The 15433-nt window shown below is 64.8% G+C and carries 13 protein-coding genes; 4 read left to right on the plus strand and 9 right to left on the minus strand.

Annotation, left to right across the window (positions count from 1 at the left end):
- Positions 1-97: 97 nt before the first annotated feature.
- Positions 98-2203 (minus strand): MFS transporter, encoded by a 2106-nt coding sequence (locus MTX34_RS09680; RefSeq protein WP_374639247.1) that lies wholly within the window; start codon positions 2201-2203, stop codon positions 98-100.
- A gap of 138 nt (positions 2204-2341) precedes the next feature.
- Between MTX34_RS09680 and MTX34_RS09685 the strand changes: the two genes are divergently transcribed.
- Entirely contained in the window at positions 2342-3013 is a 672-nt protein-coding gene (locus tag MTX34_RS09685; protein WP_243609276.1) for a TetR/AcrR family transcriptional regulator, read from the plus strand.
- A gap of 86 nt (positions 3014-3099) precedes the next feature.
- Here MTX34_RS09685 and MTX34_RS09690 read toward each other — a convergent pair whose 3' ends face one another.
- A complete protein-coding gene (locus MTX34_RS09690; protein ID WP_243609277.1) occupies positions 3100-3756 on the minus strand; it encodes a S1 family peptidase in 657 nt (218 codons plus the stop codon).
- A gap of 66 nt (positions 3757-3822) precedes the next feature.
- Positions 3823-4548 carry a DUF6319 family protein gene (locus tag MTX34_RS09695; protein WP_243609278.1) on the minus strand — a complete coding sequence of 242 codons (726 nt, stop codon included), beginning with the start codon at positions 4546-4548 and terminating at the stop codon, positions 3823-3825.
- Positions 4549-4928: 380 nt separating this feature from the next.
- Here MTX34_RS09695 and MTX34_RS09700 point away from each other — a divergent pair, with 380 nt between their 5' ends.
- From MTX34_RS09700 to MTX34_RS09710, 3 genes are read left to right on the plus strand one after another with little or no spacing between them, the layout of a single operon-like run.
- Positions 4929-7226 (plus strand): glycerol-3-phosphate 1-O-acyltransferase, encoded by a 2298-nt coding sequence (locus MTX34_RS09700; RefSeq protein ID WP_243596550.1) that lies wholly within the window; start codon positions 4929-4931, stop codon positions 7224-7226.
- Positions 7223-8650, plus strand: coding sequence for an HAD-IB family hydrolase (locus tag MTX34_RS09705; RefSeq protein ID WP_243609279.1), 1428 nt, complete (start codon positions 7223-7225; stop codon positions 8648-8650). Before MTX34_RS09700 ends, MTX34_RS09705 begins: the two co-directional genes overlap by 4 nt.
- Entirely contained in the window at positions 8643-9674 is a 1032-nt protein-coding gene (locus MTX34_RS09710; protein ID WP_243596552.1) for an adenylate/guanylate cyclase domain-containing protein, read from the plus strand. The genes MTX34_RS09705 and MTX34_RS09710 overlap by 8 nt, the downstream gene beginning before the upstream one ends.
- Here MTX34_RS09710 and MTX34_RS09715 read toward each other — a convergent pair.
- From MTX34_RS09715 to MTX34_RS09740, 6 genes are read right to left on the minus strand one after another with little or no spacing between them, the layout of a single operon-like run.
- Positions 9656-10717 carry an MSMEG_0565 family glycosyltransferase gene (locus MTX34_RS09715; RefSeq protein ID WP_243609280.1) on the minus strand — a complete coding sequence of 354 codons (1062 nt, stop codon included), beginning with the start codon at positions 10715-10717 and terminating at the stop codon, positions 9656-9658. The genes MTX34_RS09710 and MTX34_RS09715 overlap by 19 nt on opposite strands.
- On the minus strand, positions 10714-11565 hold the full coding sequence (locus MTX34_RS09720; protein WP_243609281.1) for a carbon-nitrogen hydrolase family protein: 852 nt from the start codon (positions 11563-11565) through the stop codon (positions 10714-10716). The genes MTX34_RS09715 and MTX34_RS09720 overlap by 4 nt, the downstream gene beginning before the upstream one ends.
- Positions 11566-11572: 7 nt before the next feature.
- Entirely contained in the window at positions 11573-12847 is a 1275-nt protein-coding gene (locus MTX34_RS09725; RefSeq protein ID WP_243609282.1) for an MSMEG_0569 family flavin-dependent oxidoreductase, read from the minus strand.
- Positions 12844-13134 (minus strand): MSMEG_0570 family nitrogen starvation response protein, encoded by a 291-nt coding sequence (locus MTX34_RS09730; RefSeq protein WP_243596555.1) that lies wholly within the window; start codon positions 13132-13134, stop codon positions 12844-12846. The genes MTX34_RS09725 and MTX34_RS09730 overlap by 4 nt, the downstream gene beginning before the upstream one ends.
- Positions 13127-14020, minus strand: coding sequence for a carbon-nitrogen hydrolase family protein (locus MTX34_RS09735; RefSeq protein ID WP_243596556.1), 894 nt, complete (start codon positions 14018-14020; stop codon positions 13127-13129). The genes MTX34_RS09730 and MTX34_RS09735 overlap by 8 nt, the downstream gene beginning before the upstream one ends.
- Positions 14017-15432: an MSMEG_0567/sll0787 family protein gene (locus MTX34_RS09740; RefSeq protein ID WP_243609283.1), complete on the minus strand. Its 1416-nt coding sequence runs from the start codon at positions 15430-15432 to the stop codon at positions 14017-14019. Before MTX34_RS09740 ends, MTX34_RS09735 begins: the two co-directional genes overlap by 4 nt.
- Position 15433: the final 1 nt, after the last annotated feature.

Genomic DNA, 15433 nt, shown 5'->3' on the forward strand with positions numbered 1-15433 from the left:
CAGACGTCTCGGCGGTGCAATGGTCCATTCACGCGAGCGGGGTGGGCGAACGGGCAGGGGTTGGCGGGCAGGGTTGGTGAGCCGGGTCAGGGCGGAGCTACAGCGGCATTGCCCACATGGAGCTCGAACGCTCCTTGAATGCCGTGCAGTTCGCGTGTTGCGTGCTGGCCCGCTGGTAGAAAGTCTGCAGCGGCGCGGTGGGTTCGGCAGGCTTCGGTGCTGGCGCAACCGGAAGATCGCTGAGTTCGAGCGCAGCATCGAGAGCTTCCTCGGCCTCGACGCGCCTGGTCCGCGCCAGATTCGACAGCGCAAGCTGATGGATCGTCACCCGATCGCCGGACTTGCCGGCCACCGTGGCCGCAGCGGTGACCGACGCATCGAGCTCGTACACCTTCGAGGCCAGCTGATAGATGCTGGGGCGCTCGAGTTCGACGTCCACCAGAGCGGGCTCGGCCACGGTCCGCAATGTGTGCTTCGGACCGGCCGTGTCGGGCTTTGCTGCCGACGGCCGCTCCAACAGCTGCTCGAGCTCGGCGACCTCACGATCTGCTGCAGCATCCTTCGCCTGCGGTGCGACGAAGGGCACGATCGGCTCGAACGCGATCTTCTCCGACGACGTCGAAGCCACCGTTTTCGACGGGATCAGCAGCGCCACGATCACGGTGCCGACGCCGAACACCACGGCAGCAACCACACTCGTGTGCACCACCGCGTCCCCGAACGCCGCGACAGCATTCGCTTCGAGATTGTCGGCGAACCCGCCGAGGAAGGAGTTCTGGTCGCGGATGATGTCGGAGACGATCACCGCACCTGCGAGCGAATCCTGAGACGCAGCAAGCCCTTCCGCCGCCTGCCCGGTGTACTGGCCGTTCGGCTGCTTACCGGGGAAGGTCTGCAGAAAGCTCTCGATTCCCTGACGGTAGGACGCGGCGAGCACCGACCCCAGCACGGCGATACCGAGCGATCCGCCGAGTTCGAGTGCGGTGTCGTTGAGACCGCCGCCCACCCCGAGTTTGCTGTCCGGAAACTCGCCCATGATGGCGTCGGTGCAGGGCGAGACGGAAAGACCGATCGCGAGACCGAGCAGCGTCAGCACCGGCAGAAAGTCAAAGTACGTTGCTGCCGAGTCGATTCCGATGAGCGAGACGACCGACAGCGTTCCCACGATCATGCCTGCGGTCACGGTGATACGCGGTCCCAGTTTCGGCGTGAGCCACATCGTGATTCCCGATCCGACGAAGACCGCCCCTGCCAGAGGCAACAGGTGCACACCGGTGGACACCGGGCCGTAGCCGAGAGCGAACTGAAGGTACTGGGCGACGAAGTAGATCGCGCCGAACGTGACGAGGAAGAAGACGAGCACCGCAAGGGTGGCGCCGCTGAGGATGCGGGAGGAGAACATTCGGACGTCGAGCAGCGGATTGGGATGGCGCAGTTCCCATCCCACGAAACCCAGGACCGACAGCAGCCCGACCAGCGCGAAGTACAGCGGCCCGACCGTCCAGCCGAAGTGCATCCCCTCGATGATGGCGTACACGATCGTCGACACGGCCAGCACCGACAGCAGTCCACCGATCCAGTCGATCGCCCCCGGCGCGACGGCTCGAGACGGCGGGACCAGCACGACGGCTCCGACGATGGCGGCCAACGCAATCGGAACGTTGATCAGGAACGTGGAATGCCAGGTGAAGCTCTCGAGGAGCCAGCCGGCCAGCAAGGGACCGGCCGCGATCGCGAGCCCGGAGGTGGCCGCCCACACGGTGACGGCAGTGGCGCGCTCACGCTTGGGGAACGTCGCGACCAGCAGCGACAGTGTCGCGGGCATGACGATCGCAGCCGCGACACCCATGACGATGCGGGCGAGGATGACTCCGAGGGTTGCGTCGGTGAGCGCCCCGGCCACCGATCCGGCAACGAAGATGATCAGGCCGAGAATCAGGGCCCCGCGACGGCTGTAGCGATCACCGATCACGCCGCACAGCAGCATCAACGATGCGTAGGGGACGGTGTAACCGTCGATCACCCACTGCAGGTCGCTGCTCGTCAGACTCAGATCGAGTGTCATCGACGGTGCGGCGACCAACAGCGACGTGTTGGCCATGACCACGATCAGCAGGCTCAGGCACAACACCACCAACGCCGACCAGCGTCGCGGGTACGGTTTGTGCATATCTTGGACAGGCGTCATCGCAAGCAGTGTCATCGTGTGTTCCCCCCCGTTGGCAAAGTGCGAGACACACCTTGCACAGTGCTGTGCAGCTTAGGAAGCTTCGGCTAGGATCGGCAATCTTTTGTGGCGGCAACCACACTCTGCGCCCGCGATCGTGCTAGATCTTGTCCTGTGCATAAGACGACGGAGTCGGGATCGACCGCACGGGACGCGGCAGCGCCGCCCGTGCAACGGCGTGACGCCCGGTCCAACCGAGCACGAATTCTGCATGTCGCACAAGGGGTCCTGGCAGACAATCCTGATGCAACCATCAACGACGTCGCCGCCGCTGCCGGAGTGGTCCGGCGAACCGTCTACGCCCACTTCGCCTCCCGCGAAGCTCTGATCGACGGTATCGCTCTGGAGGCAGCCGAGCGAATTTCGGCTGCGCTCACTCGAATTCCTGCCGCAGACGAATCGGCGGTGACGGTGTTCGTTCGACAGACGCTGGCTCTGGCGCGCGTCGGAGATCAGTACCGGCTACTGCTCGCGGTCGCACGATCCGATCTGGGACACAACAGCATTCACGATCTACTGACTCCGATGCGCGACGCGGCCGCCGCGGTCATCCGTCGAGGACAGCGCGAGGGTGTGTTCTCGTCCTACCTCGCCGCAGAGGTTCTGATCCTCAATATCGAGGCCATTGCGCTGTCGATCCTCGACGCCACCAACGCCGGGTTGCTCGGTGACCCGGCGGGAGCGGCAACGACGTCGAGCTTGGTGTTGCTGGGAATCGCGCCGGACGACGCGGAACGCATCGTCGCGGACGTTCGCTCGGCCGATTCGTCCGCTCGCGTCCGCTGAGAGCAGCACGGCCCCCGCGAACGACGAAGGCCCCGTTCGCGCAGTGTGATTGCGCGAACGGGGCCTGCGGCCGATAACCGAGAGAGCTAGGGCGCCGGAACGAATCCTGCGCCGAGTCCGTTGCCCTGGTCGACATTGCGAAGGATCGCGTCGAAGTTGGTGCCGACCTCGGGGCCGAAGCACGCCACGCCGAGGTAGGCGTTGACCATGCCGACGAGGGTGTTGCCGACGACGACCGGGCTGCCCGAGTCACCTTCGACGACGCACAGCTGAGCCCAGGTCTCCTGCGACTGCAGGATGTCTCCGTACGCGAGGCCGCAGGTGTTGCCGGTGGTACGGCCTTCCTTGCAGACGATGTTCGGGAACGCCGTCGGCGGGCCGACCTGAGAGATGGTCACGTTGCCGACGCGGTTGATCGGTGCGACCTTGTCACGCTGGAATTGAATGAGGGCGTAGTCGTACTCCGGGTTGGAGAATACGATGCGCCCGACCTCACCGAGGGAGGTGTCGTACTCGGGGACGATGGAGGCACCTGCTTGGCCACAGTGACCGGCGGTGAAGCCGACCAGGTTTCCGTTGCGGTCGTTTCCGATCGTCGTCAGCGTGCACTCGGCCTGGCCTCCGACGATGATTCCCGAGCCGCCGCCGAGAGCAGCTGGAGTGGCCGCGGATGCGGTCCCCACGCCGACGCTGGCTACGATTGCAGCCGCCCCCACGACGACGAGCATGAATTTCTTGAACATGTACTCCCTCTCAGCGGTGTCGGCAGAACCCTAGCAACAAGAGGTGTACGAACACGAGCGAGTCGCTCATACGTCCTGCTCGAGGGCGGCAAGCGTCGTGCGTGCCTCCTCCAATTGGCGGCTCAGTTCTGCAACGCGACGAGCAGCCTCCTCGCGCGCGTGGGAGATGACGGCCTCGACCGCGTCGCGTGCGATGGGATCGCCCAACTCTCGAACAGCGCGGCTCACCGATTCCGGGCTCACCGATTGCGCCTTGGTGGGCCGCTTCGCGCCCTGAGTGACCGTGACCGACCAATCGTTGTCGGCCCCGGCATGAATGGTGACGCTGATTCCGCCCGGTGCTTTCTTCTGTCGACGCGGGGTCGGACCGGGCGTAGGCACCTCCGATCCCGTCGACGCGGTAGGAGTGGATGCAGTCGAAGCCACCGGTGCAGTGGCTGCAGCCGGTCGCTTCGGGGTGGGGGCCGATGCGGGTTCTCGAGCCGGTGCCGATGCCGGGATTCGCTTGGCGGCCGGTCGTTTCGCCGGTGCCGGAGGGGTCGCGGGATTGCGGGTGATCCGCAGTTCCTCTGCCTCGTAGGGCAATTCGTCGTTGACACCCTTCGGGCTGATCGTCACCGTGTTGCCGTCGATCGACACGACCTTCGCCGACGTCCCGTCGGGCAGGCCGAGGCTCGGGTTCGGTTCACGGAGATAGACGGTGGCCCGACGGCCCTCGGCGAGCGCCGCAGCCAGCGTCGTCAGATTCTCGGGAGTCAACGAATCGTTCACGGCGCGCCCACGGGGTGGCATCGACTACCGGCCTTTCTCGAAAGTGTTTGCGAATACTGTCGCACAGATGCACGCACGATGTCGCCGTGCAGCGCAGGGCGCGTCGGATCGATGCACGAAGTATTGTCTGTTAATCCAAGTAACTGTAACCGCAAGTAACTGTTACTTGGATTAACACTTAGATTGGGGTGGCCGAGAAGGCCGATGTCGACAACTCTATACGACAGTCCTCGTGCGCGCCCCTTCGGTCCCACCGAGTCCGCTCGCGTACCAACGAGTAGCCGCGCGACCGGCCGCGACATCGGTGTCCGGAGCCACCTCGCCGAACCGCCCTCGCGCACGGTTTCTGCCGCGTAGCCTGGCGGCGTGCCTTCTTGCGCAGGTACGGAACAGGAGTCTCGATGTACCACCTCGACGCGGACGAGCAGTCGCTCAGCGACGGTCCGCACGTGTATTTGCTCGACGCCAAATCCACCCTCGAGGTTCAGGCTCTGAATCAGTGGATCGACGCCACCACTCCCGACGGCGAGCCCCGTCCACCCTCGGTTGTGCTCTCCGGTGAGGCGAGAACGTCACTGTCGGACAGTGTTCGCGGATACGCCGAGGATCCGCTGCTGATCCCGCTTCGGGTGACGCTGTCCGATCGCAAGAACGGCATCCTGCACCGAATCTTCGCTCCTCGCGGGCGCTCCAAGCCAACGCAGGTGTGGCAGCGATGGGTGGCGGGAGACGATCCCGACCACTCCGCAGTTCTCGTCGGCGAGCCCGCGACGCTCAGTGATCTACAGGATCGGTTCGAGCGCGGTGGCGGCACGTCGCTGTCGTCGTTCATTCTGCGGCAGGCCAGTCTGGCTCTGGACAAAGCCGAGCGCGGCGTCATCGGGTCGGAATACAAGATCCCGCGCTTCGTCGTCGAGGACATGACCGAGCAGAAGAAGTTCCGAGACGGCATCACCGAACTGGCGGAGGAAGTCGGCCAGGATCGCGACGCCGTCGACACACGCGTCCACGACATCCTCGACGAGATGGTCGCGACCGAGACGCGCCGCGCAGTCGAGATGTGGGGAACGCTCGGGGCGTACTTCTCGCGGGCGTACAAGGTCGATGTGGACCGCGATCAACTCCAGAAGGTGCGCGAGCTCAACAAGAACTATCCGTTGGTGTTCCTGCCCAATCACCGTTCCTATCTCGATCCGCTCGTGTTGCGTCCGGCGCTGTTGGCCGAAGGGTTGCCACTCAACCACGTCATGGGCGGAATCAACGTCGGCTTCTGGCCGCTGGGTCCGATCGCCAAACGCAGTGGCGTCGTGCTGATTCAGCGCAAGTTCTCCGACGCGATCTACAAGTGGACTCTGCGTCAGTACATGAGCTTCCTGCTGAGCAAGCGGTTCAACCTGGAGTGGTACATCGAGGGCGGCCGTAGCCGCACCGGCAAGCTTCGCCCGCCGAGGTTCGGCCTGTTGACCTATCTGGTCGACGCACTCGAGACCAGCGATGCGGAGGACGTCTACCTGGTTCCCACGTCCATCACCTACGACCGTCTGCACGAGGTCGGCGCGATGGCCGAGGAATCGCACGGAGCGAAGAAGCAGGCCGAGGGCATCCGGATGGCCATCGGTTACATCCGCGCACAGGGCACATTGCGCGGCAACGTGTACCTCAACTTCGGCGAGCCGATATCGGTCGCGTCGATCGTCGCCGAGAACACCGACAAGCGGGTGGCGGTGCAGAAGATCGCACTCGGTGTCTCCCACGCGATCAACGACGCGACACCGGTGACGCCGGCGGCCTTGGTCACCATGGCTCTACTCGGCATCGAGGATCGCGCCCTCAACGTCAACGAGATGTGGGCCATCATCGCCCCACTGGCCCGCTACATCAAACGCCGCAACCTGCCCACTGCGGGCGGAGTGGACATCGCCGACGTCGACGTCGTCCGATCGGCCGTCATCGCACAGGTGAACGCGAACGTCGTCAAACGGTTCGACGACGGCCCCGAGCCGCTGTTCTATCTGGCTCAGGACAAGCATCTCGTCGCAGCGTTCTTCCGCAACAACGCCATTCACTTCTTCGTCATGCGGGCCATCGGCGAGTTGGTCGTTCTGCCGACCAGCGGTGATTCGACGCCACTGACTCAGGAGTCCCTGTGGCAGTCGGCACTGCAGCTGCGCGATCTGCTCAAGTTCGAGTTCTTCTTCGGCGACAAGAAGGACTTCGGCGAGCGACTCGAGTCCGAGGTCGATCTCATCGACCCGGACTGGCGCACCCACATCAGCGACCCCGATTACGCTGCGCGACAACTTCAGTCACAGGATCTGCATCTCGCGCACCGCGTGCTGCAGCCGATCTTCGAGGCATACCAGGTGGTAGCCGATCAGCTGATGCTGCTGCCGCAGAGCGGGGAATTCGACAAGTCGAAGTTCATCGCGGAATGCCTCGGTGCCGCTCAGGCCAGACGGCTTCGTCAGCAGCTCGATCACAGCGAGTCGATCTCCGGCGAATTGTTCGATACGGCACTGCAATTGGCGGAGAACCGCGATCTCGTCGATTCCGGCTCCGACGGTATCGCGCGTCGACGCCGAGACTTCGCACTCGAGATCGACGAGTGGGCACGCAAGGTGCGCACGATCCGCGACATGGCCCACCGCATGCTGCGCCAGGTAGAACCGATCTCGGCCCCCGAGGAGAACAATTCATGACCGAGTTCGACGATCGGCTGATCGCGATCGCCGCCGCTCCACCCGGCCGAGACACTGTCGCATTCTTCGATCTCGACGGCACCCTGATCAACGGGTTCTCCGCCCGCGCAGTGTTTCTCGAACGTCTCAAGACCCTCGACGTGACGGTCAAGGAACTGTGGGAGATATCGAGCGCCGTCGTCGAGATGCGGATGCGCAACTCCCCGGTCGACAATCTGATGGGCAAGGCCGTCCGCGGCCTCGAAGGACGTCGGGAAGAAGATCTGATGGAGCAGGCCTACACGCTGTTCCGCAACGAGATCGCGCCGATGATCTATCCGCAGGCACGCGCCCTCGTCGAGGCGCACCGCCATGCCGGCCATCGATTGGTGATGGCCACCTCGGCCACGCCCTACCAGGCGCTGCCCGTTCAGCAGGACATGATGTTCGAGACGCTGCTGTGTACCACCCCTGTGGTCACCGACGGGATACTGACCGGGGAGCTGGTGGGCGACTCGTTGTGGGGGCCGCGCAAGGCACAGGCCGCGATCGACTACGCCGAACGTGAGGGCATCGCCCTCGCGGGCTGCTTCGCCTACTCCAACGGCGGAGAGGACGTGCCACTGCTCGAGGCCGTCGGACGTCCCGTCGCGCTGAACCCCGATCCGGATCTTAAGCGGTACGCCGCGAAGAAGAAGTGGCCGTCGCTGACGTTGGAGAGCCCCAAGCGTGGCACCGACCTCACCTCCGCAGTGCGAAGCACCGCCGCCCTCGGATCGGTACTGGCCAGCGCATCGATCGGATTGGGGCTGGGGCTGCTGACGCGCAGTCGCCGCAACGGAGCGAACATCACCAGCACCATCGCACCGGACATCGCGCTGACCATCGCCGGGGTGAAGCTCGACGTGACCGGCACCGAGAATGCATGGTCGGCGCGGCCGGCGGTGTTCATGTTCAACCACCAGAGCACAGCCGACTCGATCATCGTCACCTCCATCCTGCGCCGCGACATCACCGCCGTCGCCAAGCGAGAGCTCGAGCGCGACCCACGGTTCGCGCTGCTGGGCAGGATCTTCGACGTCGCCTACGTCGATCGTGGTGATCCTTCACAGGCCCGCGAGGCGATGCGTCCGGCCATCGAGAAGTTGCACAGTGGTATTTCCGTCGCCATCGCGCCCGAGGGCACACGGATGCCGACGTCCCGTCTCGGCCGGTTCAAGAAGGGCGGCTTCCACCTGGCCATGCAGGCCGGAGTGCCCATCGTCCCGATCGTCATCCACAATGCCGGTGACGTGATGTGGAAAAAGGATTTCACCGTCCACTCCGGTACCGTCAAGGTCACCGTCGGCGAGCCCATTCCCACCACGGACTGGGAGCCGGACAAGATCGACGCGTACGTGGACGATGTTCGTTCCTATTTCGACAGAACGTTGGGATATGCCTGAGAACCAGATCAACTCGGTGGTGCAAGCGGAGATCGAACGCAATCTCCTGGGGGGCACGCCGAAGTACACCCGTTCCGACATCGTCGACAAGTCGGGGCTGCCGCTCGAACGGGTCATCGCGCTGTGGATCGGTATGGGCTTCCCCATCCACACCGATACCGAGGCGGTCGTCTACACCGACGCGGACCTCGAGGCACTGAAGTTGATCACCGGACTCACCGAGCAGAAGGTCATCAAGCCCGAGATGGAGGTCGCGATCGCGCGCACTCTCGGGCAGTCGATGTCCAGGCTCGCGGAATGGCAAGTGGGCGTGGTGAACTCTCACATCCTCGAGCGCATCACCAGCAGCGAGGAAGACCAGAACGACATCGACGTCATCCGGCGCAACGCCAGGGACATCGCGGCCGAGACCGTCCCCACCCTCGAAGCGCTTCAGGGCTACACCTGGCGTCGCCACTTGGCCGCGGCGGCCGGACGGTCCATCGCCGCTCCCGACGACGCCACCGACAGCCCCATCATGGCCGTCGGGTTCGCCGACATGGTCGGATACACCAGTCTGACGCGTCGCCTCGACATCGGCGAATTGACGACACTCCTCGAGGAGTTCGAGTCCCTGGCCACCAATATCATTGCGCGCGGGCGTGGTTCGGTGATCAAGAACGTCGGCGACGAGGTGATGTTCAGTGCACAGACTCCCGAGGATGCCGCTCACATCGCCCTCGACCTGCAAGACGCCTTCGCCGAGCAGGAGGACATGCCGGATCTGCGGGTCGGGCTGGCCTGGGGACCGGTTCTGGCCCGATACGGCGACCTGTACGGGTCGGTGGTCAACATCGCTGCGCGCCTGACCAGTTCGTCCAATCCGGGAACGATCCTGGTCGACACCGTCATGACCGAGGAACTGCGTCACGATTCCGAGTTCTACCTCAAATCGGTCCGCTCGCTACGGGTCAAAGGGTTCCACAAGCTCAAGCCCCATCGACTCAAACGCAACAAGCGTAGCGGTCAGCGCAGCGAGGAGTAGAACTCCAGGTGTCGACGCGCAGCCTCGTCCCAGGTGAGGCTCTGCGCGAGCGTCAGCCCCGGTAGTGGATTCCGCGGTTCTCGCACGGCACGTTCGAGCTCGGCTGCCATGCTCTCCATCGAAGACGCATAGGTAACGCTGTCTCCGAACACTTCCCGAAGTACCGGTAGATCTCGCGCGACGACGGGAGTCGATGCGGCGAGTGCCTCCATGGCGGCCAGTCCGAAGCCCTCCTTGGTGGAGAAGAACGGCAGCACGGCAGCCTGTGCCACGAGGTACGGCAGCTCGTCGTCGTCGACGGTACCGAGAATCACCGGCTCGATTCCGAGTTCCACTGCGCGACGGTCGAACTCCGTGCGATAGTCGCGATAATCGAACAGCGTCTCGCCACCGGCGAACACCAGTCGAAGGTCGTGCGAACGCAACCGGGCGAACGCGTCGAGCAGATCGAGACTGCCCTTGCGTGGTTCGATGCCGCCAACAGCGAGCACGTACCTGCCGAACTTCTCCTGCCAGTGCGATCGGCCCGATTCTTCGGCTGCGGTGAACCTGCCTGCATCCACACCGTTCGGAATGACGGTGGGGTCGAATCCCCATCCACGCTGGACGTCGCTCGCGACCGCTGCCGACACGCAGATCCGTGCGTAGGGGGCGTTGATCGCGCGTTCGTGGCACGCGGCCAGCTCGGGCGTGGTGAACTCGTCCAGGTGATGGATGGTCCTGATGCAGCGGCCGACGGCATTGGCGGAGATGCAGTCCTGGGCATGGACGATGTCGTACTCGTCCGGCGTGAAGGCCTGTCGCAGAACATCTATCGACCGCAGAATTCGTTCTCCGACGTTCTCCCCGTCCCGGTGCACGAACGGGACCATTCTGATGTCGACGGCGGGGTCGACGGCACGAAAGAACGTGCTGTCGCCGCCGCGCCCGAGAGACCACACCGACACGTCCTGCCCGGCGCGCGCCAGTGCCTCGGCCAGCGCAAGCGTGTGCACCACTCCGCCGCGCGGCTTGGACGAATAGGTCAGTAGGCTGATCTTCACTGACCTGACTTCTCCTGCAACAGATTCGGGTACGCGTCCACCCGACGCTCCGCCAGGTGATGCAACCCCCGGCGGGCTCGGTCGACCTCGGCGTCGACGTCGATCTCGTGCACCGCAAGGCCCCCTTTGGACCACGTCCGCGCCAGCACGTCGCCACCGGGGCCGACGATCTTCGCCTGCCCGAGAAAGCGGAGGGACCCCATCACTCCGGTTTGGTTGGAGGAGACCAGCACCACCTGATTCTCGGCCGCCCGGGCTGCGTCGTACAGATCGAACAGACGGGACTGTCGATCGTTCGGCAGCGAGGATGCACGGTCGGTGACGCTGGCAGGCCATGCAGACAGCGCCGCAATGATTCTCGCGCCGTCGAGTGCCAGCGTCCGCGCCGACTCCGGGAACGTCTTGTCGTAGTCGATCAGCATGCCCATGCGCCCCACCGGGGTATCGAAGGCCTCGAAGTGGTCGCCGGCCGCGTAGGCGAGCGACTCCCCGAGCGGCTGGTGCACCTTGCGGTGGCTACCCAGAATGCCGTCTCCCGTGAGGCATGCTGCAGCGTTGTACCGCAGCCCTTTCGAGAGCTCGGTGTATCCGATGCAGATCGTCATGTTCCCGGCCGCGGCGATGATCGCCGCCAGTTCCGGACCGTCGGGATCGAGGGTAGGCGGTAGTTCCGCGGGATCCGGATTGCTCAGGCTGTTGATGTAGCCCCCGAGGGACGCGTCGGGCAGCACCAGGAGATCGATGCCTTCTCGCGCCGCACTGGAGATGATCGTGGTGATCTTCAGTACGGCCCGGTCGACATCACGCCCGAAATGCGCTGCCAGTGCGCCGATCTTGATGGGGGCCACGTCGAACTCAGACCATCTGACTCTGCGGCTGCGGTGAGTTCCGAGACTGCGCAGCACTGATCTCCAGCCCGATCTGGTCGGCGAGGAAAGCAGCGTCGCGGGCCACCGAGGCGAAGCGTCCCGAACCCCAGGTGTGCTGCCACGGCAGACCCAGGAAGTACAGGCCCGGTACCGAGGTGACACCACGGTTGTGCGTCGGGTGCCCTTCACCGTCGAAGGCACCGACCTTCAGCCAGCGGTAGTCGGTGCGGAAGCCGACCGACCAGACGACGGCCGTGATATCTGCTGTGGCGAGGTCGAGTTCGGTGGTCTCGGACTCCGGACGCCACACCGGCACATAGCGATCCTCGGTGGGGGCAGTGATGCCCTCGCGCTCGATGTAGGCGTCGATGCTGTCCTTGATGCTTTCGGCCACCCGATCCGCAGCATCGAGCGACGCCTCGAGAGTGGGTGCGAACTGCAGAACGCCGTCCTCGACGCCGAGCAGTCGGCCGTAGAGCTGCATTCCCTCGGTGGCGAATGCGCGCAGGTCGATGTCTCGACCACCGTCACGGCCGGTGACGTAGTGGTTCGTGTTCTCGCGTTTGCCGACGCCACCGGGTTGATCTTCGATGGAGACATCGTAGACGCCCATGTCGTGCAACCAGGCGACACAGTCGCGGCCGCGATAGAAGCGTGCGACGCGGGGAGCGGTGCCGGCCACCAGGTGGACGCGTCGGCCGTCGAGGTGCAGATCCTCGGCGATCTGCGCGCCGGACTGGCCGGTGCCGACGACCAGTACGTCTCCATCCGGGAACTGATGCGAGCCGCGGTATTCGGACGAGTGCAGCTGGACGATGTTGCGCGGGAGCTTCTCGGCGAACCGCGGGATGGTGGGGATGTGGTAGCCACCGACAGCGACGACGATCTGGTCGGCATGCATGGGGCCGGCGGAGGTCTGCAGGTCGAAACCACCATCCCCGCTCTGTAGTGCGGTTGTGACCGAAACACGTTCTCGCACGGGTGCATCGAAGCTCTCGGCGTAGCGACGCACGAAGGCATGGACCTCGTCGCGCGGCATGAATCCGTCGGGATCGTCACCGTCGTAGGAATATCCGGGAAGTGCGCACTGCCAATTCGGGGTGACGAGAGTGAAGTTGTCCCAGCGCGAGTCCTTCCACTCGTGCGCGATCGTGTCGCGCTCGAGAACGACATGTTCGATGCCGCGCTGCGTCAGATGCCAACTGATGGACAGACCCGCCTGCCCACCGCCGATGACTATCACGGAGTGGTTCTCTGTCATAGCAATTCAGCTCCCGACATGCTCAGTACGCGAACGGTACCGGCCTCGTACGAGGTACTGGCACCGTGAATCTCCTCCATCTGCTGTGCGGCCGAGGTGCACCGCATTCCGAACTTGGCGAGAACTCGATCGCTGGCGACCGTCAATGCCTCCGACGTCCGCTGCACGAACTCCGCCACCGGGTACTCCTGGCCGGGTGTCAGGTAATCGTGCATCACCAGCGAGGGTGAATAGCAGGACTGTTCGCGGCCGTCGGGCCATCGCACGAGGAACGACATCTCAGGCATGGATCGGCTCCTTCGTGATGGTCCGATAGACCGACGGCCGGCGATCACGCAGGTTGTACATACCGCCGCCACGTGCTGCGCCGATGAGGGCAGCGACGTCGACGGTGGCCGTCGCCAAGCCTGGTTCGACGCCCGTGCCGGCGAGGATCTCCCCGCCGGGTCCGACGATCTTCGCGCTGCAGACGAATCGAAGAGATCCGAAGGTACCCGCCTGATTGGCTGCGACCCAGATGATCTGGTTCTCGAGAGCGCGGGCTCGATCGTAGATGTCGAACCGCTGCTTCCAGCGGTCCTCCTCCATGTTCTCCACCGTCGCGGTACGTGCCGTCGGCCAGGCGGAGATGGACGCGACGATCTCGGCACCGTCGAGCGCCAGTTCCCGTGCAGCCTCGGGGAATCCCTTGTCGTAGCAGATCTGCATGCCCATGCGGCCGATCGGAGTATCGAAGGCGGAGTAGCTGTCGCCCGCGTCGTAACAGAGGTTTTCACCGAGCGGCTGGTGCACCTTGCGGTACGAACCCAGAATGCCGCTGCCGTCGACCGTCACGGCGGCGTTGTAGCGGGTGTCGCCGTCCTTCTCGCAGAAACCGAAGGTGATGACGGTATCGCCCGCCATGTCGATGACCCGCTTGATCTCGGGGCCGTCGAGCTCCAGAGCGGGCGGCAGCGCCTTCAGTCGACGCTGTCGCGATTCCTCGGTCTCGTCACCGCCGCCGAGACTGGGCAGGTAGCCGCCGAGGCAGGCCTCGGGCAGGACGAGTAGTTGGCTGCCGCGATTGCGTGACTCCTCGAGCAACGCGGCGATGGTGGCGTAACCCTGTTCCATGTCGCGGCCGAATTCGGCTGCGGCGACGGAGATGGTGACGGGCTGCGGGTGGGTGGTCATGCTTCTCCCAATCCGGTCACGGTGGATGTGACCGCGCGAGTGGTGATTCCATCGGGCCAACGCAGCGCGACGCCCGGAATGTCGGTGAGCTCTCCGCATTCTGCGGACAGTGCAGGTCCGGACGGTGCAGTAGGTGCACCTGGACGGTCCGCGGTTATCATCGCGAACCCTGGAAAACACGTGATCCATTCGCCCATCGACGCTGCGCCCGGCTTCGGTATCGACGCGACATCGAGCACGGCACCGGTTCCGCTCGCTTCGGCGAGCATTCCGGTGGTGCCTGCCAGGCCTGCCATCGAGACGTCCTTGGCGGCCTTGGGTGCGGTGCGGGCGACGAACGACGCCATGGTCGTCAGCTCTTCGGAGTTCCGACGAGAGGACGAATCCCATTGCTGACCATGGTATCCGCGTCGCCACTCGCCTTCGATGTCCGCGGTGAGCGTCAGTCGATCGCCGACGCTTCCCCCGCCGGCCCGCACCGGGTTCGCTGTACGCCCCAGAGCGGTGACCGACAGCGACGACGGCACCCCGGCCTGGGTGTGGCCGCCGAGTACCGGAACCTGCCATGCCGCAGAGGCATTGGCGAGACCACGGATGATGCGGGTCAGGCGACTCTGCGTGGGTGCTCCGACGGAATCGAGCATTCCGACAGCGTGCGCACCCATCGCCGAGAGGTCGTTCAGGTTGACCAGCGCCGCACACCAGCCGGCCCACTCCGGGTCGCGATCGACCATGGACGGGATGATGGCATCGCACGCGGCGATCATGTCGCTACCCGGTACCGGAACGCCGTCGTCGCCGCGAAAGCCTCTGGCACCGAGCCCGAGCGGCTGCGCTCGGAGAGGTGCGAGTACCCCGGCCAGCATGGCCTTGGTGGAGGAGACGAGCCGTTCGATGCGGTCGATTGGCCAGTACATGGCCACGTGTGGCGTGTCGGCCACCTCGACGTCACCGCGGCGAATCCACCCGAGCCGAGTGAACAGTTGCTCGTTGCTCTTCTGCACCGTCGCGTCGAAGCGAAGCACGCCTCGACTCTCGGCATGGGCACAGGCTGCCCGAACAAGGGCGGGCCCGACGCCGGAAGTGCGTGCCGAGGCAGCGACCACGAGGCGACTGCCGGCCCACCACCCCAGATCCGTTGCTGTGCAGGGTGCCAGCCGCACTCCGCCGAGCACGGTGCCGTCTCGGTCGGTAGCGACCAGAACGACTGCTCGCAGATCGTCGTCGACGTCGTCGTGATCGGTGCCGGCGAACAAACCTTGCTCGGCGACGAACGTCTCTGTACGCAGTGCCCGGTACGCATTAAGTTCTGCTGCGCCGCTGCACGGCTGGACGATGAACTCCGGCTGCGCGACAGTGATTGCAGCACCGGACAATCCGGCTAGATCGTTGCCCTCTACGACGCCGTACATG

It is taken from the genome of Rhodococcus sp. ARC_M5, from assembly GCF_022810405.1.
Taxonomy (GTDB): Bacteria; Actinomycetota; Actinomycetes; order Mycobacteriales; family Mycobacteriaceae; genus Rhodococcoides; species Rhodococcoides navarretei.